General features: G+C 68.9%; 22 protein-coding genes and 1 tRNA gene. 13 read left to right on the forward strand and 10 right to left on the reverse strand.

Going from position 1 to position 22,527, the window contains the following annotated elements; translation table 11 throughout:
- Positions 1-26: 26 nt before the first annotated feature.
- Positions 27-1,412, reverse strand: coding sequence for a class II 3-deoxy-7-phosphoheptulonate synthase (locus MWN34_RS04490; RefSeq protein ID WP_247027017.1), 1,386 nt, complete (start codon positions 1,410-1,412; stop codon positions 27-29).
- 161 nt (positions 1,413-1,573) lie between these two features.
- Positions 1,574-2,995 (reverse strand): glutathione-disulfide reductase, encoded by a 1,422-nt coding sequence (gor, locus tag MWN34_RS04495; RefSeq protein ID WP_247027019.1) that lies wholly within the window; start codon positions 2,993-2,995, stop codon positions 1,574-1,576.
- Between the two features lie 408 nt (positions 2,996-3,403).
- Between gor and MWN34_RS04500 the strand changes: the two genes are divergently transcribed.
- From MWN34_RS04500 to MWN34_RS04510, 3 genes are all read left to right on the forward strand, one after another.
- Positions 3,404-4,384, forward strand: coding sequence for a Bug family tripartite tricarboxylate transporter substrate binding protein (locus tag MWN34_RS04500; RefSeq protein ID WP_247027021.1), 981 nt, complete (start codon positions 3,404-3,406; stop codon positions 4,382-4,384).
- Between the two features lie 149 nt (positions 4,385-4,533).
- Positions 4,534-5,055, forward strand: coding sequence for a tripartite tricarboxylate transporter TctB family protein (locus MWN34_RS04505; protein ID WP_247027023.1), 522 nt, complete (start codon positions 4,534-4,536; stop codon positions 5,053-5,055).
- A 15-nt stretch (positions 5,056-5,070) separates the two neighbouring features.
- Entirely contained in the window at positions 5,071-6,582 is a 1,512-nt protein-coding gene (locus MWN34_RS04510) for a tripartite tricarboxylate transporter permease (RefSeq protein ID WP_247027025.1), read from the forward strand.
- Positions 6,583-6,665: 83 nt separating this feature from the next.
- On the opposite strand, the gene MWN34_RS04515 is transcribed toward MWN34_RS04510, so the two are convergent.
- The 3 genes from MWN34_RS04515 to MWN34_RS04525 form a co-directional block, all read right to left on the reverse strand.
- The gene (locus MWN34_RS04515) at positions 6,666-7,217 is read right to left on the reverse strand and encodes a DUF2059 domain-containing protein (protein ID WP_247027027.1); all 552 of its coding nucleotides are present in this window, start codon (positions 7,215-7,217) and stop codon (positions 6,666-6,668) included.
- 23 nt (positions 7,218-7,240) lie between these two features.
- Positions 7,241-7,942 (reverse strand): ribose-5-phosphate isomerase RpiA, encoded by a 702-nt coding sequence (rpiA, locus tag MWN34_RS04520; RefSeq protein ID WP_247027029.1) that lies wholly within the window; start codon positions 7,940-7,942, stop codon positions 7,241-7,243.
- 174 nt (positions 7,943-8,116) lie between these two features.
- Positions 8,117-8,551: a hypothetical protein gene (locus MWN34_RS04525; RefSeq protein WP_247027031.1), complete on the reverse strand. Its 435-nt coding sequence runs from the start codon at positions 8,549-8,551 to the stop codon at positions 8,117-8,119.
- Positions 8,552-8,847: 296 nt separating this feature from the next.
- Between MWN34_RS04525 and MWN34_RS04530 the strand changes: the two genes are divergently transcribed.
- From MWN34_RS04530 to MWN34_RS04550, 5 genes are all read left to right on the forward strand, one after another.
- Positions 8,848-9,546 (forward strand): HAD-IA family hydrolase, encoded by a 699-nt coding sequence (locus tag MWN34_RS04530; protein ID WP_247027033.1) that lies wholly within the window; start codon positions 8,848-8,850, stop codon positions 9,544-9,546.
- Between the two features lie 45 nt (positions 9,547-9,591).
- Positions 9,592-9,666, forward strand: a tRNA-Val gene (locus tag MWN34_RS04535).
- Positions 9,667-9,775: 109 nt separating this feature from the next.
- Positions 9,776-10,384, forward strand: coding sequence for a nucleoside 2-deoxyribosyltransferase (locus MWN34_RS04540; protein WP_247027035.1), 609 nt, complete (start codon positions 9,776-9,778; stop codon positions 10,382-10,384).
- 129 nt (positions 10,385-10,513) lie between these two features.
- Complete coding sequence (locus MWN34_RS04545; protein ID WP_247027037.1) at positions 10,514-10,924, forward strand: DUF930 domain-containing protein; 411 nt, start codon at positions 10,514-10,516, stop codon at positions 10,922-10,924.
- Positions 10,925-11,103: 179 nt separating this feature from the next.
- The gene (locus tag MWN34_RS04550; RefSeq protein ID WP_247027039.1) at positions 11,104-11,697 is read left to right on the forward strand and encodes a L,D-transpeptidase; all 594 of its coding nucleotides are present in this window, start codon (positions 11,104-11,106) and stop codon (positions 11,695-11,697) included.
- Positions 11,698-11,751: 54 nt separating this feature from the next.
- Here MWN34_RS04550 and MWN34_RS04555 read toward each other — a convergent pair whose 3' ends face one another.
- Entirely contained in the window at positions 11,752-12,159 is a 408-nt protein-coding gene (locus tag MWN34_RS04555) for a gamma-butyrobetaine hydroxylase family protein (RefSeq protein WP_247027041.1), read from the reverse strand.
- Positions 12,160-12,359: 200 nt separating this feature from the next.
- Here MWN34_RS04555 and moaA point away from each other — a divergent pair, with 200 nt between their 5' ends.
- The 3 genes from moaA (at position 12,360) to MWN34_RS04570 (ending at position 15,801) form a co-directional block, all read left to right on the forward strand.
- Positions 12,360-13,406, forward strand: coding sequence for a GTP 3',8-cyclase MoaA (moaA, locus tag MWN34_RS04560; RefSeq protein WP_247027604.1), 1,047 nt, complete (start codon positions 12,360-12,362; stop codon positions 13,404-13,406).
- Between the two features lie 120 nt (positions 13,407-13,526).
- Positions 13,527-14,726, forward strand: coding sequence for an MFS transporter (locus tag MWN34_RS04565; RefSeq protein WP_247027043.1), 1,200 nt, complete (start codon positions 13,527-13,529; stop codon positions 14,724-14,726).
- Between the two features lie 160 nt (positions 14,727-14,886).
- On the forward strand, positions 14,887-15,801 hold the full coding sequence (locus tag MWN34_RS04570; RefSeq protein ID WP_247027046.1) for a DMT family transporter: 915 nt from the start codon (positions 14,887-14,889) through the stop codon (positions 15,799-15,801).
- A gap of 3 nt (positions 15,802-15,804) precedes the next feature.
- Here the strand turns inward: MWN34_RS04570 and MWN34_RS04575 are convergent, their stop codons facing one another.
- The 3 genes from MWN34_RS04575 to MWN34_RS04585 form a co-directional block, all read right to left on the reverse strand.
- A complete protein-coding gene (locus MWN34_RS04575) occupies positions 15,805-16,908 on the reverse strand; it encodes a TRAP transporter substrate-binding protein (RefSeq protein ID WP_247027047.1) in 1,104 nt (367 codons plus the stop codon).
- Between the two features lie 136 nt (positions 16,909-17,044).
- Positions 17,045-17,806, reverse strand: a complete 762-nt coding sequence (locus MWN34_RS04580; RefSeq protein ID WP_247027048.1) for an ABC transporter permease — start codon at positions 17,804-17,806, stop codon at positions 17,045-17,047.
- Positions 17,806-18,528: an ABC transporter permease gene (locus MWN34_RS04585; protein WP_247027049.1), complete on the reverse strand. Its 723-nt coding sequence runs from the start codon at positions 18,526-18,528 to the stop codon at positions 17,806-17,808. The genes MWN34_RS04580 and MWN34_RS04585 overlap by 1 nt, the downstream gene beginning before the upstream one ends.
- A 546-nt stretch (positions 18,529-19,074) precedes the next feature.
- On the opposite strand from MWN34_RS04585, the gene MWN34_RS04590 reads away from it, so the two are divergent.
- Entirely contained in the window at positions 19,075-20,268 is a 1,194-nt protein-coding gene (locus MWN34_RS04590; protein WP_247027050.1) for an Mrp/NBP35 family ATP-binding protein, read from the forward strand.
- Positions 20,269-20,461: 193 nt separating this feature from the next.
- A complete protein-coding gene (locus MWN34_RS04595) occupies positions 20,462-21,556 on the forward strand; it encodes a TRAP transporter substrate-binding protein (RefSeq protein WP_247027051.1) in 1,095 nt (364 codons plus the stop codon).
- A gap of 212 nt (positions 21,557-21,768) precedes the next feature.
- On the opposite strand, the gene MWN34_RS04600 is transcribed toward MWN34_RS04595, so the two are convergent.
- A complete protein-coding gene (locus tag MWN34_RS04600) occupies positions 21,769-22,470 on the reverse strand; it encodes a uracil-DNA glycosylase family protein (RefSeq protein WP_247027052.1) in 702 nt (233 codons plus the stop codon).
- Positions 22,471-22,527: the final 57 nt, after the last annotated feature.

Raw genomic sequence — 22,527 nt, forward strand, 5'->3', positions numbered from 1 at the left:
GGCGGCCATCGTCCTGTCGGAACGGATCACTCCGCCGCGCGGGTCACCGGGCGCACGCGGCCGGCGCGGGCGGTCTTGAGCAGGTCCGCCACAAGGAACGCCATCTCGATCGCCTGCTCGGCATTGAGCCGGGGATCGCAATAGGTGTGGTAGCGGTCCTTCAGGTCGGCATCGGTGATGGCGCGGGCGCCGCCGGTGCATTCGGTGACGTCCTTGCCGGTCATCTCCAGATGCACGCCGCCGGGATAGGTGCCTTCCGCCGCATGGACGGCGAAGAAGTCCCGCACTTCCTTCAGGATCATGTCGAAGGGCCGGGTCTTGTAGCCCGAGCCCGCCTTCACCGTGTTGCCGTGCATGGGATCGCACGACCACACAACGGCGCGGCCCTCGCGCTGCACCGCGCGCACCAGCGCCGGCAGGTGGGCGTCCACCTTGTCCGCGCCGAAGCGGGCGATCAGCGTCAGCCGGCCCGGCTCGTTCTCCGGGTTCAGCATGTCGATCAGGCGCAGCATGTCGTCCGGCTTCAGCGAGGGGCCGCACTTCAGGCCGAGCGGGTTCTTCACGCCGCGGCAATATTCCAGATGAGCGTGGTCGGCCTGCCGGGTGCGGTCGCCGATCCAGATCATGTGGCCCGAGGTCGAGTACCAGTCGCCGCTGGTCGAATCCACGCGGGTCAGCGCCTGCTCATAGCCGAGCAGCAGCGCCTCGTGGCTGGTGAAGAAATCGGTGGTCCGCATCTCCGGGTGGGTTTCCGGGTCGATGCCGATGGCGCGCATGAAGTCGAGCGCCTCGGTGATGCGGTCCGCGACCTCCTGGTATTTGCCGGATTGCGGGCTGTCCTTGACGAAGCCGAGCATCCACTGATGCGCGTTGCCGAGGCTGGCATAGCCGCCATTGGCGAAGGCGCGCAGAAGGTTCAGCGTCGCGGCCGACTGGCGGTAGGCCTCGAGCTGGCGGCGCGGATCGGGGATGCGCGACTCGGGCGTGAACTCGATGTCGTTGACGATGTCGCCGCGATAGGACGGCAGCTCGACATCGCCGACCTTTTCCATCGGCGCCGAGCGCGGCTTGGCGAACTGACCGGCGATGCGGCCGATCTTCACCACCGGGGAGGCGCCGGCATAGGTCAGCACCACCGCCATCTGCAGGAAGACGCGGAAGAAATCGCGAATATTGTCCGCCGAATGCTCGGCGAAGCTCTCGGCGCAGTCGCCGCCCTGCAGCAGGAAGGCCTCGCCCTGCGCGACCTTGGCCAGCTCGCGCTTCAGGCGCCGCGCCTCGCCGGCGAAAACGAGCGGAGGAAACGAGGCCAACTGACGCTCCACCGCGGCAAGCGCCCCGGCGTCCGGATAGTCCGGCACCTGCTGGATGGGCTTTGCCCTCCAGGAGCCGGGAGTCCAGCGTTCAGCCATCGAAACCTCCTCATCATGCCTCCGCCCTTGCCTGCGGTCCCTCGACCCCGGGCGGAAAGGCGGGCCTTATACACTGAAGCCCCCGCGCAAACCAGAGCACTGACGCCCGCGGAGCCTTGCGAAACCGCCCTCCTGCGGCGTGCCGCGGGGCGGCGTGTCGTTCACAGCGCCGGCGTCGCCTCGGCGGAGGCTTCCGGCAGGCGCGGATCGCTGGAAGCGTCCTTCGAGCGCAGGGTCACCAGCTCCTCCGCCGCGCTCGGATGCAGCGCCACGGTGCGGTCGAACACCGCCTTGGTGGCACCCGCCTCCATGGCGACGCCCGCGAGCTGCACCATCTCGGCCGAGGCCTCGCCGATCATGTGCACGCCGATCACCCGGTCGTCGGCATGGTCCACCACCAGCTTCATGAAGACCCGCGTCTGCCGACCGGAGAGCGTCGCCTTCATCGGCCGGAAGCCGGTCTTGTAGATGTCGACCCGCCGGCCGGAGCGCCGCGCCTCCTCCTCGGTCAGCCCCACCACCCCGATCTCCGGCTCGGTGAACACCGCGGTCGGGATCAGCGAATGATCGACGCTCCATGGCGTGCCGCCGAACACCGTATCGGCGAAGGCATGGCCCTCCCGGATCGCGATGGGGGTGAGGTTCACCCGGTCGGTCACGTCGCCCACCGCATAGATGGACGGGATATTGGTGCGCGAAGCCGCGTCCACGGCGATCGCGCCGGCCTCGTTCAGATGCACGCCCGCGGCGTCGAGCCCGAGGCCGATCGTGTTCGGCACCCGGCCGATGGCGAGCATCACCTGGTCCGCCACCACCGTGCGCCCGTCGTTCAGCAGCACCGCGCGCTGGCCGCCGGCCTTCTCGATGGCCTCGATGGTGACGCCGAGTTCCAGCGTGATGCCGGCGTTTGCGAGTTCCTCGGCGATCCGGTTGCTGATCTCGGCATCGAAGCCGCGCAGCAGGCTCGTTCCCCGATGCACCAGCGTGACGCGCGCGCCGAGGCCGGCGAACAGGCTGGCGAATTCCAGCGCGATATAGCCTGCGCCCTGCACCACGATGCTCTCGGGGAAGCTCTCAAGATGGAACGCCTCATTCGAGGTGATGGCGAGGTCGCGGCCGGGAATGTCGAGCCCGAGATTGGGGCGCGCGCCGGTCGCGATCAGGATGGTGCCCGCCGTGACGCGCGTGCCGTCAGCGAGACGCACGTCGTGGGGATCCTCGATCACCGCGCGCTGCGCGACCACCTCGACCCCCGCATTGGCGAGGTTGCGGGCATAGGCGGCTTCCAGCCGGGCGATCTCCCTGTCCTTGTTGGCGATCAGGGTCGGCCAGTCGAATCGCGCGCCTTCCACGGTCCAGCCGAAGCCGGCGGCGTCCTCGAATTCATGCGCGAAGCGGCTGGCATAGACGAAGAGCTTCTTGGGCACGCAGCCGCGGATGACGCAGGTGCCGCCCACCCGGTATTCCTCCGCCACCATGACCCGCGCGCCATAGCCTGCCGCGATGCGGGCGGCGCGCACGCCCCCCGAACCGGCGCCGATGACGAACAGGTCGGTGTCGTAGGTCGATGCGGCCTCGGCCATGTTTGCGCTCCTGAAAAGCTGCGCGCCTCAATGCGGGCCTGATGTCAGCCCCCGCGCGGCGCACGTCAAGCCGGCGCAGCGCAGCCATGCCGAAAGCGGCGGCAGACGGGCCGATCGCTCCGTGCGCGGCGACCCCCTGACCGCACTTTCCTGCCCCAGCGTATCCTGTGCGCATGAGCCGCCTCGCGCAGCGGAGGCGGTCATGTTCCGCTGCTGCTGTTTCGATGCCGCGCCAGCCCGCCAGAAGCCGGCGAGGCATGACGCAGAGCTTCGCGGCTCACCGCGCCGATCGCCCGCCTGAACCTTCTTTGGTGGTGCTCGACAGTTGGGGAAGTGCGCTCTAGCCTGCGCTCCAACACTTGAAGGCGACATCCCGACGCAGGATGTTGCTGCCGCTGGAGGAACCTCATGTCGCGTATCATCCGCACTCTCGTCGTCGCGCTTGCGCTGGGCGCCGCCCTGCCGGCCGCCCTCACCACAGGCACGGCACAGGCACAGGTCGGCGAGCTCAAGATCATCGCGCCGGCCGCGCCGGGTGGCGGCTGGGACCAGACCGCCCGCGCCATGCAGCAGGCGCTGCAGGCCGAGAAGCTTTCCGCCAATGTGCAGGTGCTGAACGTGCCCGGCGCCGGCGGCACCATCGGCCTCGCCCAGTTCGTCAACGGCTCGAAGGGCGATCCCCATGCGCTGATCGTCGGCGGCTATGTGATGGTGGGTGCCATCATCACCAACAAGGCGCCGGTCGATCTCTCGAAGGTCACGCCCATCGCCCGCCTCACCGGCGAATACGAGGCGCTTGCGGTGCCGGCCTCCTCGCCCATCAAGACCGCCGCCGATCTCGTCGCGGCGCTGAAGGCCGATCCGCGCAAGGTCTCCTGGGCCGGCGGCTCGGCCGGCGGTACCGACCACATCACCGCCGGGCTTATCGCCAAGGCGGTCGGCGTCGACCCCACCAAGATCAACTACATCGCCTTCTCCGGCGGCGGCGAATCGCTCGCCTCCATCCTCGGCGGCAAGGTGACGGTCGGCATCGCCAGCCTGTCGGAGTTCGACGCCCAGGCCAAGGCCGGCAAGCTGCGCATCCTCGCCGTCTCCAGCCCGGAGCGCCTGCCGGAAGCCAAGGACGTTCCGACCTTCAGGGAGAGCGGCATCGACGTCGAGATCCAGAACTGGCGCATGGTCGCCGCGGCGCCCGGTATCACCGACGAACAGAAGGCGACCCTGACCGACACCATCACCAAGATGGCGAAGTCCAAGACCTGGCAGGACACGCTCGCCGCCAAGGGCTGGGCCGACACCTTCCTCGCCGGCCCGGAATTCGAGGCGCAGCTCGCCAAGGACATCGCGGCGACGCAGGCCATCCTGAAGGACATCGGCCTCGCGCACTGAAAGCCGGCCCGCTGCGCTGCGAAACCGATCCCGGAGGCCGCATCGTCGGCCTCCGCTTTCGTTCCGACCCTGAATTTCCTTCCGTTGCGGAAGACCTGACCGGCGACGGATCACGACCACGCCCCCCCAGCAAGACGGGACAGTCTTTCATGAGCGAGCCCTCCCCCATCGTGCGAAGCGGCCCTGATACGGGGCGGCTCGTCATCGCCGCCGGCCTTGCCGTGGTCGCCGCCGTGGTCGGCTGGGAAGCGTGGCGGCTCTCGGCCGTGGACGCATTCTCGGCGGTCGGCCCGGCGGCGTTCCCGACCATCATCGCGATCGGCCTCGCCATTCTGGCGGTCGCCAACACGGTGGAGGCCTTGCGCGGCATCGAGGAGGAGCGGCCGCGGGACGAGATCGGGCCGATGGCCTGGGTGCTGGCGGGGCTGGTGGGGCAGATCGTGCTGCTGACCTTCGCCGGATTCGCGATCGCGACGGGCTGGCTGTTCGCCGCCACCGCACGCGGCTTCGGGCGCGGCCCGCTCTGGGCGCATTTTCTGGCCGGCACGGTGCTCTGCCTCTTCATCTATCTCGTCTTCGCGCTGGGCCTGCAGCTTTCGCTTCCCGCCGGCCCGCTGGAACACGCGGTTGGCGGCGCGATCCAGCGCCTGCTCGGCGCCCTTTTCGGCTGAGCGGGGGAACAACCGATGGACACTTTCGCCGCACTCGGACAGGGCGTGCTCGTCGCCCTCCAACCGATGAACCTGCTCTTCGCCTTTGTCGGCGTCATGCTCGGCACCGCGGTCGGCGTGCTGCCCGGCATCGGACCGGCGCTGACGGTGGCACTGCTGCTGCCGATCACCTTCAAGCTCGACCCCGCCGGCTCGCTGATCATGTTCGCCGGCATCTATTATGGCGGCATGTATGGCGGCTCGACCGCCTCGATCCTTTTGAACACGCCGGGCGAAAGCTCCTCCATCGTCACCGCGCTGGAAGGCAACAAGATGGCCCGCGCCGGGCGCGGGGGGCCTGCGCTGGCGACGGCTGCGATCGGCTCCTTCGTCGCCGGCACCATCGCCACGCTGGGCCTCGCCTTGATCGCACCGACGGTGGTGGACATCGCCATCTCCTTCGGGCCGGAGGATTATTTCGCGCTGATGGTGCTGGCCTTCACCACGGTGTCGGCGGCCTTCGGCTCCTCGGTCACGCGCGGGCTGACCAGCCTGTTCATCGGCCTCACCCTCGGCCTCATCGGCATCGACCTGCAGAGCGGGCAGGCGCGCCTTTCCTTCGGCGTGCCGGACCTGCTCGACGGCGTCGAGGTGACGACGCTGGCGGTCGCGCTGTTCGCCATCGGCGAGACACTCTCCGTCGTCGCCGCGGGCGCACGGGCGGAGGAGGTGATCGAGCCGGTGAAAGGTTCGGTCTTCATGACGAAGGACGACTGGCGCCGCTCATGGAAGCCGTGGCTGCGGGGCACCGTGCTCGGCTTTCCCATCGGCGCCATGCCGGCGGGCGGCGCGGAGATTCCGACCTTCCTCTCCTATGCGCTGGAAAAGCGGCTCTGCCCCCGCAAGGACGAGTTCGGCAACGGCGCGATCGAAGGCGTCGCGGGGCCGGAGGCGGCCAATAATGCCGCCGCCGCCGGCGTGCTGGTGCCGCTGCTGACCCTCGGCCTGCCGACCTCGGCGACGGCGGCGATCATGCTGGCGGGCTTCCAGCAATACGGCCTCAACCCCGGCCCGCTGCTCTTCGCCACCGCGCCGGAACTGGTGTGGGGCCTCATCGCCAGCCTGTTCATCGCCAACGGCATGCTGCTGGTGCTGAACCTGCCGCTGGTCGGCCTGTGGGTGCGGCTGCTCGCCATTCCCCGGCCGTGGCTCTATGGTGGCATCCTCGTCTTCGCAACGCTCGGCACGCTCGGCGCCAATCCTTCGCTGGTCGAGCTCGGCATGCTCATCGCCTTCGGCCTGCTCGGCTATGTGCTGCGCCGCTACGATTACCCGATCGCGCCGGTGGTGGTCGGTCTCATCCTCGGCCCGCTCGCCGAGCAGCAGTTGCGCCGTGCGCTGGCAATCAGCGTCGGCGATCCGATGGTGTTGTTCCAGAGCCCGATCGCGATGGTGCTGCTGTCCCTCGCCGCGCTCGCCCTCGTGGGGCCGCTGCTGTTCCAGCTCATCACCGGCCATCGGGCCCCGGTAGGGGCGGACGAGGACTGAACCGCGTTCCGCCGTGCCGCAGACAGCGAAAAGCCCCGGCGCGAAGGCTCGCGCCGGGGCTTTTTCGTGAAGGCGGCGGCGGCTCAGATGGTGTAGCCGCGCTTCTTCATTTCCTCGCGGACCTTGCCTTCCATCTCGCGGGCGAAGGTGGCGCCCCACGCCTGGATGCCCCGCATGCCCTGGTCAAGCAGCGCCTGGCGCTTCTCCACCAGCTTCTTGCCGGTCGGCGAGTTGTAGAAGGCCAGCATTTCCTTCAGCTCGGCATCGCTGAACTGGGTCGCATAGGCGCGGGCGAGAATGTCGTCGATCTCGGCGCGGCGGCTCTCATATTGCGGCACGAGGCTGTTGGCGACGTCGCGCAGCTCGCGGATGAGGTCGGGATTCGCCTGGACGAAGCTTGCCGCCGCCTGCTCGATGATGCCACGGATCAGCGAATCGAAGCTCTTGCCCTCGCCATTGGCCGCCAGAAGCTGCTTGGCGAGCGCGACCTGCGCCGCGCTCGGCGCGGGCGCATCGGCCGGGGCGGTCTGCGCCGCGACCGGGGTCGCCACCACACCCATTGCACCCGCAGCCATCAGCGCCGCCGCCAAACCTGCCGCAATGCGCGTCTTCCGCCACTGAAACGGAACCAGCATGAATATCTCCTAGCCAGAATGTGTCACGCGCGGTCCAGAACCGTCACGCCACTGGCGCCCGCGAGGATGGCACGGCTCGCAAGCCCGATGAAAAGACCATGTTCGACGACGCCGGCCACTTCGGCCAGTCGGGCCGCAAGCAAGCCGGGATCCGGAATGACGCCGAACGCAGCATCGAGGATCAGGTGTCCCTGATCCGTGACGAAAACATGACCGTCGGGCCCACGCCGCAACGTCAGCAGCCCATGGCAGCCCGCCGCCTTGCCCGCCTTCTCGATGCTGCGACGGATCGAAGTCACGCCGAAATCCACCACCTCGATCGGCAGCGGGAACGTGCCGAGCGTGGCGACGTGCTTGCTCTCGTCGGCGATCACGACCATCTGCGCCGAAGCGGTGGCGACGATCTTCTCGCGCAGCAGCGCGCCGCCGCCGCCCTTCACCAGCGCGAGGCCGGGGCCGATCTCGTCGGCGCCGTCGACGGTGAGATCGAGCACCGGCTGCTCGTCGAGGGTGGCCAGCGGCACGCCGAGCGTCTCGGCCAGCGCGCGGGTCTGCTCGGAGGTCGGCACGCCGACGACCTCAAGCCCCTCCTTCACGCGCTCCGCGAGCAGCTCCACGAAATGCTTGGCGGTGGAGCCGGTGCCGAGGCCCAGCTTCATGCCGGAGCGCACGAGATCGACGGCACGGGCAGCAGCCTGGCGCTTCAGTTGTTCGGCAGGTGACATTCTTTTCCCCGAGGGCGACCGCGCTCAGACATCAGGTTCGGCCGTCATAAGGCGCGACCGTTTTCGTGAAACCGGCTGTAGCGCCGAAGACGGGCGAGGACAAGCCGCACCGGGCCGCCAGACGCGGTCCGATGGCCGATTTCACGCGCCCGGCGACCCGCCCTGCCCCGGCCGTCATCTGGCCGGAGGCGTGCACACCAACGAAGCCTCCGTGCCGCCGCCCTTCGGCATGTCGCGCACATAGCAGACGCTCATCTCGCCGGTGTCGCGATTGACCCGGAACACGCCGGTTTCGCCGGAATAATGGGTCGAGAAAATGTCGAAGCGGGCCGGCGTGGGCTGCGGGCCGGCGCTGGCATCGCGCGGAAGGCAGCGTGTGACGCCGACGAGGCTGTCATCCGGCCGCTCGAACTGGCAGGCCGAGACCTCGCCGGTTGCGGTGTTCACCGAATAGAGCCGGTTGGCCTGCACGGAGGGCGGAGGCGCGAAGACATAGGCCGAGGGCGCGCCGGCCGGCGGCGCCTCGTTCTGCGCATGCGCGCCGCCGGAGGCGAGAAGCGGCCCGGCCAGCATGGCGCCGCCGATCCGGGCGGTACGGCGGGCGAACATCGCACACATCCCCATGGCGCATGGCGGCAGCATCGAGATCATCGCGGCCTCCCTGAAACGGCCCGGCTCCGGCGTCGGCACCCGGCTACGGTCATCGGCAACGGCCCATGTGTGCCGGATGGCCGCGGTACGCTGGACAGCAAAAGCGGCAGGATTGTAGGCATAGGTCAAGGACAACGCTCTGTCCCGCCATCTGCATTCCGGCGCCACACCGGCAACGCGATGCTTCGATGCGCCGTGCCCTCATCCATCCGCCGGCCTCCGCCTGCCGGTCCGAACCCGCGAGAGGAGACCCCATGCCGAACGCCGCCCCCGCCGTGATCGCCTTCGACCTCGACGGCACGCTCGTCGATTCGGCACCCGACCTGCTGGACACGCTCGACCTGGTGCTGGAGGAGGCCGGCGCCCCACGCCTGCCGCGCGAGGAAACCCGCAAGATGATCGGCGCCGGCGCCCGTGCGCTCGTGCTGCGCGGCCTCACCGCCGCCGGACTCGACCTCGACCAGGCGGCACAGGACGCGCTCTACGACCGCTTCCTCGTCCATTACGCCGACCACATCGCCGACAAGACCCGCCCTTTCCCCGGCCTGGTCGAGGCGCTCGACGTGCTGACCGCGCGCGGCCACGTCCTCGCGGTGTGCACCAACAAGCTGGAATATCTCTCGGTCCTTCTGCTGGAGCGGCTCGGGCTTGCGGAGCGCTTCGCGGTCATCGCGGGCGCCGACACCTATGGCGCGCACAAGCCGGATGCGAAGCACCTCATCGAGACCATCCGCCATGCCGGCGGTGAGGCGAGCCGTGCCGTCATGGTCGGCGACAGCCTCACCGACGTTCTCACTGCGCGCAATGCGAAGGTGCCGGTGGTGGTCGTCCCGTTCGGCTACACCGACATCCCGCCGGAGGAACTGGGCGGCGACGTGCTGATCGGCCATTATGACCTGCTGCCCGAGACGGTGGAGCGTCTGCTTGCGGATAACCTCGCTGCACGCGCTTGACACCACGGACCCGGACACACTAAATCCGCGCCACTCGATGGCGGCGGGCGATTAGCTCAGCGGGAGAGCACTCCCTTCACACGGGAGGGGTCGCAGGTTCAATCCCTGCATCGCCCACCATCGGTCCTTCCCCGACAGTCCGGTCCGGCATCTTTTCTCGACAGCCCCGTTCGGAACGTGCGACGCAGCCTGCTGCGCCGGCATGGTCGCGCGCCGAACAGGAGTCCCGATGTCGCTGCCCCGCCTCTATCTCGCCGGTCCCGAGGTGTTCCGCCCCGACGCCGTTGCCGAAGGCGCTCGGCTGAAGGCGCTGTGCGCGGAGCATGGCCTCGTCGGCGTCTATCCGCTCGATCCCGCGCGGCCCGGCGTCGCGGTGGAAGGGGCGGATGAGATCCGGGCGAACTGCATCGCGCTCATCCACCAATGCGAGGCCGTGGTCGCGAACATCTCGCCCTTCCGCGGCCCGCATATGGATCCCGGCACGGCGTGGGAACTCGGCTACGCCACCGCACGCGGGCTGCCGGTCTTCCTCTGGTCGGGCGACCGGCGCGCGATGGTGGAGCGGATCGTGCCCGGTCCGGCCGCCGGCCGCGACGCGCAGGACCATCTGATCGAGGATTTCGGCCACCCGGAAAACCTGATGATCGTGCCGCCCGGCGCCCGGGTGTTCACCTCCCCCGAAGACGCCATCGCCGCCGCCGGACACCATCTGCACCGCGAGGTCGCCCCGCTACGGGTACGACGGGAGGCGCGCCGCGGCGTGCTGGTGGCCTTCGTCGTCGCGATGGCCGTTGCACTCGCACTTGGCGCGATCGTGAACCGGGTGGTGGGATGGTAGCGGCGGGATCGTCCGCGTGACCTTATTCTCACCACGCCGCCATGATCTGGGCGGCCCCCGCGCTGCTGCTCGCGGCATCGCCGTGCCCCTTCAGGGGATTTCCCTTCCGTCGATCCGAGGATACGCCTGATGCGTCGTCTGATGCTGTCTGCCTGCCTGTTGCTGCCGCTCGCTGCTCCGTCGCTGGCCGCCGGCCATGCCAAGGTCGCCGGCAACGACAAGCTGCAGCGCAGCCTGCAGAAGCTCGATCCGTCCGAACTCGTCACCCAGGTCTGCGACCTCGGCGCCATGCAGGCCTTCGCCAAGGATGCGAGCTGGCGCACCACCGACCGCGTACTGATCGACGCCATCTCCACTCCGCGAATCACCGGCAACAAGGCGGCCGGCGACGGCGGCGCGCTGCGGCGCGGGAATGATTGGTACCGGTTCAGCTTCTCCTGCACGCTCAGCGCCGATCACATGAAAGTGACCGATTTCCGCTACAAGGTGGGTGCGGCCATTCCGAAGTCGAAATGGGCGGATATCGGACTGTGGAACTGATCCGCTCCCCCGCACCCTTTGCGTAAGGCTCGCGCGGCAAAGGGGGATTTACCCTGCTTCATCTTCGTCATCGACGCCCGCGCCGGAAACGGGCAGACAGGTAGCGTCGGCTCCGTTGGGGAATGGACCGGCGCCCGGCCGCCTGTTGCACGGCCGCCGATGAGAGATGGGGCTGGACCATGCGATGGACTGATGTCGCCTTCCGCGCCGCCGTGCTGGCGGGGCTCGCTCTGGGGAGCGCCGCGCCGGCCTCCGCCTTCGATTCGATCTTCCCGTTCTTCGGACGTCCCTCGGATTTCGGCAACGGACCGAAGGCCGGCTCCGCCGCCTCGCCCATCCGCCGGCAGACGGTCGCCTTCCAGGGCAGCTACGCCCCCGGCTCGATCGTGATCCGCACCGGCGAGCGCCGGCTCTATCTGGTGCAGCCGGACGGCACCGCTCTGAAATACGGAATCGGGGTGGGACGCGACGGCTTTCGCTGGTCGGGCGTGAAGACCATCACCCGCAAGGCCGAATGGCCCGGCTGGACCCCGCCCCCGCCCATGTTGAAGCGACGCCCCAACCTGCCGCGCTACATGCCCGGCGGCATCGAAAACCCGCTCGGCGCGCGGGCGATGTATCTCGGCTCGTCCTATTACCGCATCCACGGCTCGAACGAGCCGGAGACGATCGGGCAGGCCGTGTCGTCGGGCTGCTTCCGCATGACCAATGACGACGTGGCGGATCTTTACGAACGCGTTCGCGTCGGCACCCGGGTCTATGTGCTGAACTGAGGGCCGGCGGTGCCGGCTCCTCACGTCAAGGTGATGGCGCCGGCACGCCTCGCCTCAGTGATGGCGGGCGGCGCCTGCGGGCTCGCGCGAGAGGTTCTTCGAGGCCAGCTCCTGCAGATAGCGCTTCCAGCGTTCTTCCTGCTCGGCGCCCAGCGTCCGGAACGTCTCCCAGGTGAAGATGCCGGTGGAGTGGGTGTCGTCGAAGATCAGCCGCACCGCGTAGTGCCCGACCGGGATCACCTCCTGGATGCGCACCTCGCGCTTGCCGGAAACGAGCTGCCGGTCGGCCGGAGAATGGCCCTGCACCTCGGCGGACGGGCTTTCCACGCGCAGATATTCCGCCGGCAGCGCGTAGCTGCCGCCATTGTCGAAGACCACGGTCAGCGTGCGCCGGTCCTTGTGCAGGCGGATTTCGGTCGGCCAGGGCGCGTCGGGGTGGGCGGTCGTGTCGGCGGGGCTCACGGCGTCTTCTCCTGCGGCGGAACGCTCCCCACATAATGGCATGCGCAGGCCCCGCCAACCCATGCCGGCCACGCGCCCGATGTTCGGCTTCCGCTATCGGTCGATAGGCGCAGGCGCCTTGGCAGGCTGGGGCAGGACCACTAGAACACTGGATCAAGCGCGTTTTCCCTGATGCAGGCGCGCGACATGGACGCAGGATGATGTTGAGCCCGGATCTTTCCTTCGATGCCGCCCAGTTCGGAGCGCCCCGCCGCCCGCTGGTCGACAGCTTTGCCCGGGCGGTGACCTATCTGCGCGTCTCGGTCACGGACCGCTGCGATTTCCGCTGCGTGTACTGCATGGCCGAGCACATGACCTTCCTGCCCAAGCCCGAGCTGCTGACGCTCGAGGAACTGGACCGGCTCTGCTCCGCCTTTGTCGCCCGCGGGGTGAAGAAGCTGCGCCTCACCGGCGGCGAGCCGCTGGTGCGCCGCGACGTGATGACCCTGTTTCGCTCCCTCGGCCGGCATCTGGAAACCGGCGCGCTGGAGGAGCTGACCCTCACCACCAACGGCTCCCAGCTCGCGCGCTTCGCCGCCGATCTCAAGGCCTGCGGCGTCGAGCGCATCAACGTTTCGCTCGACACGCTGGACCCCGACCGGTTCCGCGCCCTCACCCGCTGGGGCGACCTCAACAAGGTGCTCGCCGGCATCGACGCGGCGCAGGCCGCCGGCCTCAAGGTGAAGCTGAATGCGGTGGCGCTGCGCGGCGAGAACGAGGACGAACTGCCCGCCCTGATCGAATGGGCGCATGGCCGCGGCATGGATGTCTCGCTCATCGAGGTCATGCCGCTCGGCGAAACCGGCGCCGACCGCATGGACCAGTATCTGCCGCTCTCCGCGGTCCGCGCCAGCCTCGCCCGGCACTGGACGCTGGAGGACATCGCCTACCGCACCGGCGGCCCGGCGCGTTATGTCCGCATCGCCGAGACCGGCGGCCGGCTCGGCTTCATCACCCCGCTGACCCATAATTTCTGCGAGGGCTGCAACCGGGTCCGCGTCACCTGCACCGGCACGCTCTATATGTGCCTCGGCCAGGAGGATGCGGCGGATCTGCGCGCCCCGCTCCGCGCCTCGGAGAGCGACGAGGCGCTCCACGCCGCGCTCGACGACGCCATCCTGCGCAAGCCCAAGGGCCATGACTTCGTGATCGAGCGGCGCGGCAGCGCACCGGCGGTGCGTCGGCACATGAGCGTGACCGGCGGCTGATTCCGCCGCCTGCTTCGTTCGCACACGCATGGCTGCCGTGCGCAAGCTCTCGTTGTTGCGGCGCACAATCGGATGCAGATTGCTCCGTGAATCTCTGAAATCCTTCACGGACCCCGCTCCATGCAGCTTCCGCTCCTCGCGCTCGCCATGGCGTCTTTCGGCATTGGCACCAGCGAATTCGTCATCATGGGCCTGCTGCCGGAGGTCGCCGCCGACCTCAATGTGACGATTCCCGCCGCCGGCCTTCTCGTCACCGGCTATGCGCTCGGCGTGGTGATCGGCGCGCCCATCGTCGCGGTCATTACCAATTCCCTGCCGCGCAAGGCGACGCTCATCGGCCTCGCCGCCACCTTCGTGCTCGGCAACCTGCTCTGCGCCATCGCGCCGGACTACTGGACGCTGATGGCGGCGCGCGTCGTCACGGCCTTCTGCCACGGCGCCTTCTTCGGCATCGGCGCGGTGGTGGCGGCAAGCCTCGTGCCGCCCACGCAGCGGGCCAGCGCCATCGCGCTGATGTTCGCCGGCCTCACCCTCGCCAATGTGCTGGGCGTGCCGCTCGGTACCGCGCTCGGTCAGGTGGCGAGCTGGCGCGCGACCTTCTGGACGGTCGTCGTCATCGGATTGGCGGCGGTCGGCGGCATCGCGGCGTGGCTGCCCTCGGATATTCCGCACAAGGCCGGCAACATCCTCGGCGAGTTCGCGGTGCTCCGGCGCCCGCAGGTGCTGCTCGCCATGGCGATGAGCGTGCTGTGCTCGGCGAGCCTGTTCACCGTCTTCACCTATATCGCGCCGCTGATGCGCGAGGTCACCGGCCTCACGCCGAACGCGGTCACCGTGGTGCTGCTGCTGTTCGGCGTCGGCATCACCATCGGCAACATCATCGGCGGCCGGCTGGCCGACTGGAAGCTGATGCCCTCGCTGATCGGAACCTGCGCCGGCATCGCGCTGATCCTCGTGGTGCTGGCCTTCACCAGCGCCGCGGAGGTGCCGGCCATCGCCACCGTCTTCGTCTGGGGCATGCTGGTCTTCGCCGTTGTGGCGCCGATCCAGACCCGGGTGGTGGACAGCGCGATCGGCGCGCCCAACCTCGCCTCCACGCTCAACCAGGGCGCCTTCAACCTCGGCAATGCGGGAGGCGCGTGGATCGGCGGTGCAGCGCTGACGCTCGGCCTCACCTATGACCAGCTTCCCTGGGTCGGCGCCGCGCTTGCCGTGGGCGCCTTCGTGGTGGGCCTCGTCTCGCAGGCGCTGGAGCGGCGCAGCGGCGGGCTCGCCACCGGGGAGGAGTTCTGCGCCGCCACCGCCGGCGAGGGCTGCTGACGCCGCATGGGGGCGCCATCCGTGGGGTGGCTTCCCGGCCGGATCGCGCGGCGTTTCGGCCCATTTCTTTGCGTGAGGCCGTATCCAGCGCGCCCGGACATGCTCTAGAAGACGCGGATTCCGCGTCCTCCGACGCTTCGCCGCGCTTCGGCCTCCGCACATGACCCACGACGCCTCGCCGGTTCGCGGCATTCTCTTCATGCTGGCCGCCTGCGCGGTCTTCATGGTCACCGACACCGCCTCGAAACTGCTCGGCCCGCATATGCCGCCCACCGAGATCATGGCGGTGCGCGGCATGATGTCGGCGGCGCTGCTGCTGGGCGTCATCCTGATGCGGGGCGAGGCGACCGGCCTGCGGCACATGCGGGACCGCCGCGTGCTGGGCCGCGGTCTCGCCGAGGCCGTCTCGACGCTGCTCTACCTCTCCGGCCTCATGTCGCTGTCGCTGGCGGACGCTTCCGCCGTGTTCCAGATCGCGCCGATCCTGACGCTCGCCATCGTTGCCGCGCTCACCGGCCGCCGGCTCGGCTGGCGGCCGTGGATGGCGGTCGGGGCGGGCTTTGCCGGCGTGCTGTTCATCATCAAGCCGGGCGCGGGCACCTTTACCGCCGCCGCGCTGTTCCCGCTCGGCTCGGCGCTGCTGACCTCGCTGCGCGACTTCGTCACCGGGCGGATCGCCGCCCATGTTCCGACGCTGGTGGTCACGCTCGTCACCATCGTCTGCGGCATGGCGTTCGGCTTTGCCGGCAGCGGATTCCAGGACTGGAGGGCGCTCGACGCCGCCTCGTTCGGCCTTTTGTCGATCGGCGCGGTGTCGCTGGTGCTCGGCCACATGCTGGCGGTCTCCGCCTTCCGCAGCACCGATCCGGCGATCGTCTCGCCGTTCCGCTACGCGACCGTGCCCTTCGCCCTGCTGTCCGGCGTGCTGGTGTTCGGCCAGGTGCCGGACCTCGTCTCGATCGCCGGCATGACGCTGATCGTGGCGGGCGGCGTCTTCGTCGTGCAGGGCCACCGCAGCGAGCGGCGGCGGCGCGCAGCGGGCGCTCCCCTCGCCGTCAAGCCCGGCGAGGCGTGAGCCTCAGCCCCGCGCGCGGGCCCGGATCGTGTAGCCGTCATAGGGATATTCCCCGACCTGCCACCACAGATATTCCTCGTTGCGGAAGGCCGTGAGCGAATCGACCGCCTTCTTGAAATCGGCGTTCTTCGCGCCGATCTCGGCATAGAGCTGGGTGGTCGCGAGATAGGCGTCGTCCATGAAGGCCGCCGGAAAGGGACGCAACTGCGCGCCCTGTCCCACCAGCCGGCGCAGCGCGGCGGGGTTTCGCGCATCGTATTTCGCCAGCATGTCGGCATTGGCAGCGGCCGCCGCCGCCTCGAAGATGGCGCGATAGGAAGCCGGAAGCTCCTCCCAGCGCGCCTTGTTCATGATGAAATGCATGGTCGGCCCGCCATCCCACCAGCCGGGATAGTAGTAATAGGGCGCCACCCGCACGAAGCCGAGCTTCTCGTCGTCATAGGGGCCAACCCATTCGCAGGCGTCGATCGTGCCCTTCTCCAGTGCGGCATAGACATCGCCCGGCGCGATCTGCTGCGGCACGCAGCCGAGCTTGGCCATCACCTGCCCGGCGATGCCGCCGATGCGGAATTTCAGGCCGGCGAAATCGGCGGTGGCCTTGATCTCGCGGCGGAACCAGCCGCCCATCTGGGTGCCGGTATTGCCGCCGAGCAGGCCCACCACGCCGTATTTCGCCAGGAAGGCGTCCTGCAATTCGCGCCCGCCGCCATGGTAGAACCAGGCATTCTGCTGGCGCGCATTGAGGCCGAAGGGCAGCGCGGTGAAGCAGGCGAAGGTCGGATCCTTGCCGATATAGTAATAGAGCGGCGTCTGCGCCGCCTCGACCGTGCCGTTCTGCACCGCGTCCAGCGCCTGGAGGCCGGGCACCACCTCGCCGGCCGCGAAGATCTCGATCTGGAAACGCCCGTCGGTCGCCTCGCGCACATAATTGGCGAGCAGTTCATTGGCGCCGTAGATGGCGTCCAGCACCTTCGGCACGGAGGATGTGAGACGCCAGCGGATGGTCGGCGCCGATTGCGCGATGGCGGGGGCCGCCAGAGGGGCGGCCAGTGTCGCCGCGGCAGCGGCGCCGAGGCCGGCCGTGGCGAGCAGATCGCGACGCTTCATGCACATCTCCTGCGGAACGTCCCCCACCGGTCGCCGCCGGGACGAGGCGGTCGAGGGGCAAAGGCGAGCGAGCGGATGTTTGCAACAGCCGGCGGCGCGGGGCAACTGCCGGCGCCGCTTGCCGGTCCGCAACCTCCTAGCGCGACACGAGCAGGTGCCGGTTCAACCGCCGCTCCAGCACGTTCCACACCCGGCGCACGATCTCGACCATCATGAGATAGAGCACGGCCGCCCAGAGATAGACCTCCATGTCATAGGAGCGCGAGAAGGCGAGGCGCGTCACGCCCATCAGGTCGTAGACCGTGATCACCGAAGCGATGGCGCTGGACTTGATCATCAGGATCAGCTCGTTGCCGAGCGGACGCAGCCCGATGCCGGCGGCCTGCGGCATGATCACGGTCCAGTAGGCCTTCAGCTTGGAAAGGCCGAGCGATTTCGCCGCCTCCATCTGGCCCGCCGGCAAGGTCTGGATGGCGCCCCGCAGGATCTCCGACTGGTAGGCGGCGGTGTTGAGGGTGAAAGTCAGCACCGCGCAATAGAAGGCTTCGCGGAAGAACCACCACAGGCCGAGCGCGGTGAGCTCCTCGCGGAACTGGCCGGCACCGTAATAGACGAGGAAGGTCTGCGCCAGCAGCGGGGTGCCACGGAAGAAATAGGAATAGCCGAAGGCAAGGCGCGACAGGACCTTGCCGCCTTCCACGCGGGCAATGGCGAGCGGCCAGGCCAGCAGCATGCCGATGCCGACCGAGAGCACCACCAGCTCGATCGTCACCCACACGCCGCCGAGGAAGCGCAGGCCGTAGCGCTGCATCAGGTCGGTGTTGAGCCCGATCAGGCCCATGATCTGGAGAAAGCCTGCGCCGAGCGCGTCGAGAACCGGGCCGAGAAGAGCTTGCATCAGTGGCCTCCCACCCGCTTGAAGCCGCGCGAGGCGCGCTCCTCCATCCGCGAGAAAACCGCGCTCGAGGCGGCGGAGAAGACCAGATAGATGAGGCAGGCCACCAGATAGAACAGGAAAGGCTGTTTGGTGGCACCGACCGCCAGCGAGGTCTGGCGCATCAGGTCGGCAATGGCGATGACCGAGACCAGCGAGGTGTCCTTCAGCAGCACCATCCAGTTGTTTGAAAGGCCGGGCAGCGCCACCCGCCAGATCTGCGGCAGCACCACGAGACGGAACACCCGCCCGCGCGAAAGCCCGAGCGCGGCCGCCGCCTCCCTCTGCCCGCGCGGCACGGAGCGGATGGCGGCGTAGAACACCTCCGAGGAGAAGGCCCCCAGCACGAGCCCGAGCGCGACCACGCCGGCGACGAACTGGTTCACCTCGACATTGGAGCCCGGCACGAAGGCGGAGGCGATGCGGCTGAGCAGGAGTTGGCCGCCATAATAGACGATGAACAGCGTCAGCAGTTCCGGCAGGCCGCGAAACACCGTGGTGTAGACGACGCTGAGCCAGCGCACCGTGCGGTAGGAGGAATCCTTCGACAGCGCGACGGCAAGGCCGATGGCGAAGCCGAAGGGCAGCGTGGCCAGGGCCAGCTCGATGGTGAGCAGCGCGCCCGAGGCGATCACGCCGCCCCAGCCGCCGGGGCCGAAGGAAAGCAACTGGAAGGCTTCGAGCATCGAAACAGGCGGCTCCGGTGGCGATCCGGCGGGATCATGGCACCCGCAGCAGCCCCGCCGCAACGCAGCGGGATGGCAGGTGAGGCGCCGGACGGCAGGTCATCGGGAGGAGGGAAAGGAGGGAGCGAGACCGACGAGGCGGGAGCAGGCAGCTTCACGCTGCGCTCGGTGGGACATGCGCCTCAGCCGTGATCCGGCGGGTGCCGCAGATCCCGCGTCGGCCGCAGCACAAGCACGGGTGACGATGCCGGCAAATGCGATGCCGGCTGCCGCTGGGCGGTGGCGACGTGCATGCTGATCCCCTCTGGACGCGCTGCCGGCGCGTTGTTGGTGGTTCGCCGACGGCGTGATGCTCGCATCAATCGCGGGAACAACGCAACGGGCTTGCCGCATCCGTAGCCACCTTGGCGTCATGGCCATCATTTGGGCACGCCCTTTCCGAGCCGGCGCCCATCGGCGGACTCGATCGAACAATGGCGCGAGCCGGGTTGACGCCCCTCGCCGGCTGGTGTCTCACACCCTGTGGACATTGAAGGGAGCATGACCATGGCGGTAACGGCTGATGAGGTGAAGGCGCGGCTGGCGCAGGTCTCCGCCCCCGATGGCCGCCCGGTGACGCAAGCCGGCGTGCTCTCGGAAATCGTCGTCTCCGACGGCAAGGTCTATCTCTCGCTCACCGTGGATGCGAGTCAGGCGCAGAGCTGGGAGCCGGTGCGCGCCGCGGTGGAGCGCACCGTGCGCGGCACGCCGGGCGTGACCTCGGCGCTGGTGGCGCTCACCGCCGAACGGAAGGCGGGAAGCGCACCCGCCTCCCCGCCCCCGGCCGCCGCCGGGCATTCCCATGCGGGCCATTCCCACGCCGGCCACAGCCACGCGGGACACACGCACGCGGCACCCGGTCGCACCCCGCCGGCCGATCCGCAGAAGGAGGGCCGCGGCCTGCCGGGCGTCGGCGCCATCATCGCGGTGGCCTCGGGCAAGGGCGGCGTCGGCAAGTCGACGCTCGCCGCCAATCTCGCCCTCGGCCTGTCCTCGCTCGGCCTCAAGGTCGGCCTGCTGGACGCCGACATCTACGGCCCGTCGGTGCCCCGCCTGATGGGGCTGAAGGGCAAGCCGGAGGTCGCCGGCAAGATGCTGCAGCCCTTGCAGTCCTGGGGCCTCAAGGTCATGTCGATCGGCTTCCTGGTGGAGGAGGAGACGGCGATGATCTGGCGCGGGCCGATGGTGATGTCGGCCATCAGCCAGCTTCTGAAGGAGGTCGACTGGGCGCCGCTCGACGTGCTGGTGGTGGACATGCCGCCCGGCACCGGCGACGCCCAGCTCACCATGGCCCAGCAGGTCCCACTGGCCGGCGCGGTGATCGTCTCGACCCCGCAGGACCTTGCCCTGATCGACGCCCGGCGTGGCATCGCGATGTTCGAGAAGGTGAACGTCCCGGTGCTCGGCGTGGTCGAGAACATGAGCTATTTCGTCTGCCCGCATTGCGGCGGGCGGTCCGACATCTTCGGCCATGGCGGTGCTCGCCACGAGGCGCAGCGGCTCGGCGTGCCGTTCCTCGGCGAGGTGCCGCTGCAGATGGCGATCCGCGAGACCTCGGATGGCGGCCGCCCCATCGTCGCCACCCAGCCGGACAGCCCGGAGGCGCAGGCCTATCGCGCCATCGCCGCCGCGGTGCGCGCGGCCCTCGCCGGCCGCCACGCCAGCGCCCGCCCGGCGCCGCGCATCGTGGTCGAGAACTGAGGCACGGGAGGCGGCAGGTTCCCGGCTGCTCTCCGCCGAAGGACGCAGTTTGCTACCCGTTGCGCAAGGGAAGGGGCTGTCGTACGACTTTCCTCAAGAGCAGCCATCAGGCTGCGAAGAGCGCGGCGGCGAGGGCCCCAAAAGGCATTGCCGACCGCGCCGGGTTGAGGAAACCTCCAGGAGAGAGCCCCAGATGAAGCGCCGTCAGTTCCTCGCCGCCGCCGGCACCGGCGCGGCGGCAGCCGCCAGCCTTGTCGCCGCGCCCGCCATCGCCCAGTCCGCACCCGAGGTGAAATGGCGCCTCGCCTCCAGCTTCCCGAAATCGCTCGACACCATCTATGGCGGTGCCGAGGTGATGTCGAAGATGGTCTCGGAACTGACCGACGGCAAATTCCAGATCCAGGTCTTCGCGGCCGGCGAGATCGTGCCGGGCCTTCAGGTCATGGACGCGGTGCAGAACAACACCGTGGAGATGTGCCACACCGTCTCCTATTACTTCGTCGGCAAGGATCCCACCTTCGCCATCGCCGCCTCGGTGCCGTTCGGCCTCAATGCGCGCATGCAGAATGCGTGGCTCTACCAGAACGGCGGCAACGAGCTGTTCAACGAATTCTTCAAGAAATACAACGTCTACGGCCTGCCCTGCGGCAATACCGGCACCCAGATGGGCGGCTGGTTCTCCAAGGAGATCAAGACCGTCGCCGACCTGAACGGGCTCAAGATGCGCATCGGCGGCATCGCCGGGCAGGTGCTGCAGAAGCTCGGCGCGGTGCCCCAGCAGATCGCGGGCGGCGACATCTATCCGGCGCTGGAAAAAGGCACCATCGACGGCGCCGAATGGGTCGGCCCCTATGACGACGAGAAGCTCGGCTTCTACAAGGTGGCGAAGTATTACTACTATCCCGGCTGGTGGGAGGGCGGACCGACCATTCATGCCTTCGCCAATCTCGAGAAGTTCAACGAGCTGCCGAAGACCTACCAGCAGGCGCTGATCGCCGGCTCGACCTACGCCAACACCATCATGCAGGCGCGCTACGACGTGCAGAACCCGCCCGCCATCAAGCGGCTGGTGGCCAACGGCACGCAACTTCGCCCCTACCCGCCGGAAGTGATGGAAGCCTGCCTCAAGGCCACCAACGAGCTCTGGGGCGAGATCTCCGCCAAGAATGCCGACTTCAAGAAGGCGATCGAAACCATGCAGGCGTTCCGCAACGAGGAATATCTGTGGTGGCAGGTGGCGGAATACACCTTCGACAGCTTCCAGATCCGCACCCGCCCGCGCGGCTGACGTACGGGGCTGGAACGAAGCGGCGGCGGCGCCACCTCACGCCGCCGCGGTTCCCATGACGGCCGGCCCGGCCATCCATGCCTCGACCGGGAGCCCGGCTCCGGCAAGGCATGGATCCCCTGGCCACGCCCGGGGATGACGGTATGCATGCTGTCATCCGGCGTCACAAAGCCCGTTGCACCCGCGACGCTCCTCGCGCCCTCCTGCGCGCTTCAGCGCAGCGCCGCCGCCACCTCGGCCCGCAGCACCGGCAACAACTCGCTCTCGAACCAGGGATGCCGCTTCAGCCAGCCGGTGTTGCGCCAGGACGGATGCGGCAGCGGCAGCAGGCGCGGGCCCTGCCGTGCGTCGAAGATCTCGCGCCAGCGCAGCATCCGCTCGGTGAGGTTGAGCCTCAGAAAGCGCTCCAGCCCCAGCCGGCGCAGATGATAGTTCTGCGCCGCAGCACCGATCACCAGAACGAGGTCGAAGGCCGGCAGAGCGGCGAAGAGCTGGTCGTGCCACGTCGCGGCGCATTCCGGTCGCGGCGGCAGGTCGCCGCCCTTGGCGTCCTGCCCCGGAAAGCAGAACCCCATCGGCGCGATGGCGATGCGCGTGGCGTCATAGAAGGTCGGCGCATCGACGCCGAGCCACGCCCGCAGCCGGTCGCCCGAGGCGTCGGTGAAGGGCAGACCGGAGAGATGCACCTTCGTGCCCGGCGCCTGGCTCGCCAGCAGGATGCGCGCCCCGCCCCCCGTTCCGCTGCCGACCCGCAGCACCGGACGCGGCTCATGCGGCAGCGGCGCCCGGCGCGGCTGCTCGACGCAGACGCGGCAGGCCCGGATGCGGGCGAGCAGCGCGGCGAGAGGGTCGGCCGGGTCTTCGGGCACGGAAACGGCCGGCGCGGCCGCCATGGCAGGCAGGGAAGCGGACATGAGGACCAGATGGCGCTTCCGGGCGCGCGTGTCACTCCCCGAGCGCGCATGTCACCC

The organism is Ancylobacter crimeensis, assembly GCF_023016805.1.
Lineage (GTDB): Bacteria > Pseudomonadota > Alphaproteobacteria > Rhizobiales > Xanthobacteraceae > Ancylobacter > Ancylobacter crimeensis.

What these genes read in the sequence shown, in the direction of transcription:
- MWN34_RS04490 (WP_247027017.1), bottom strand. Translation starts at nt 1,412, where the DNA reads ATGGCTGAACGCTGGACTCCCGGCTCCTGGAGGGCAAAGCCCATCCAG.
- gor (WP_247027019.1), bottom strand. Translation starts at nt 2,995, where the DNA reads ATGGCCGAGGCCGCATCGACCTACGACACCGACCTGTTCGTCATCGGC.
- MWN34_RS04500 (WP_247027021.1), top strand. Translation starts at nt 3,404, where the DNA reads ATGTCGCGTATCATCCGCACTCTCGTCGTCGCGCTTGCGCTGGGCGCC.
- MWN34_RS04505 (WP_247027023.1), top strand. Translation starts at nt 4,534, where the DNA reads ATGAGCGAGCCCTCCCCCATCGTGCGAAGCGGCCCTGATACGGGGCGG.
- MWN34_RS04510 (WP_247027025.1), top strand. Translation starts at nt 5,071, where the DNA reads ATGGACACTTTCGCCGCACTCGGACAGGGCGTGCTCGTCGCCCTCCAA.
- MWN34_RS04515 (WP_247027027.1), bottom strand. Translation starts at nt 7,217, where the DNA reads ATGCTGGTTCCGTTTCAGTGGCGGAAGACGCGCATTGCGGCAGGTTTG.
- rpiA (WP_247027029.1), bottom strand. Translation starts at nt 7,942, where the DNA reads ATGTCACCTGCCGAACAACTGAAGCGCCAGGCTGCTGCCCGTGCCGTC.
- MWN34_RS04525 (WP_247027031.1), bottom strand. Translation starts at nt 8,551, where the DNA reads ATGTTCGCCCGCCGTACCGCCCGGATCGGCGGCGCCATGCTGGCCGGG.
- MWN34_RS04530 (WP_247027033.1), top strand. Translation starts at nt 8,848, where the DNA reads ATGCCGAACGCCGCCCCCGCCGTGATCGCCTTCGACCTCGACGGCACG.
- MWN34_RS04540 (WP_247027035.1), top strand. Translation starts at nt 9,776, where the DNA reads ATGTCGCTGCCCCGCCTCTATCTCGCCGGTCCCGAGGTGTTCCGCCCC.
- MWN34_RS04545 (WP_247027037.1), top strand. Translation starts at nt 10,514, where the DNA reads ATGCGTCGTCTGATGCTGTCTGCCTGCCTGTTGCTGCCGCTCGCTGCT.
- MWN34_RS04550 (WP_247027039.1), top strand. Translation starts at nt 11,104, where the DNA reads ATGCGATGGACTGATGTCGCCTTCCGCGCCGCCGTGCTGGCGGGGCTC.
- moaA (WP_247027604.1), top strand. Translation starts at nt 12,360, where the DNA reads ATGTTGAGCCCGGATCTTTCCTTCGATGCCGCCCAGTTCGGAGCGCCC.
- MWN34_RS04565 (WP_247027043.1), top strand. Translation starts at nt 13,527, where the DNA reads ATGCAGCTTCCGCTCCTCGCGCTCGCCATGGCGTCTTTCGGCATTGGC.
- MWN34_RS04570 (WP_247027046.1), top strand. Translation starts at nt 14,887, where the DNA reads ATGACCCACGACGCCTCGCCGGTTCGCGGCATTCTCTTCATGCTGGCC.
- MWN34_RS04575 (WP_247027047.1), bottom strand. Translation starts at nt 16,908, where the DNA reads ATGAAGCGTCGCGATCTGCTCGCCACGGCCGGCCTCGGCGCCGCTGCC.
- MWN34_RS04580 (WP_247027048.1), bottom strand. Translation starts at nt 17,806, where the DNA reads ATGCAAGCTCTTCTCGGCCCGGTTCTCGACGCGCTCGGCGCAGGCTTT.
- MWN34_RS04585 (WP_247027049.1), bottom strand. Translation starts at nt 18,528, where the DNA reads ATGCTCGAAGCCTTCCAGTTGCTTTCCTTCGGCCCCGGCGGCTGGGGC.
- MWN34_RS04590 (WP_247027050.1), top strand. Translation starts at nt 19,075, where the DNA reads ATGGCGGTAACGGCTGATGAGGTGAAGGCGCGGCTGGCGCAGGTCTCC.
- MWN34_RS04595 (WP_247027051.1), top strand. Translation starts at nt 20,462, where the DNA reads ATGAAGCGCCGTCAGTTCCTCGCCGCCGCCGGCACCGGCGCGGCGGCA.
- MWN34_RS04600 (WP_247027052.1), bottom strand. Translation starts at nt 22,470, where the DNA reads ATGTCCGCTTCCCTGCCTGCCATGGCGGCCGCGCCGGCCGTTTCCGTG.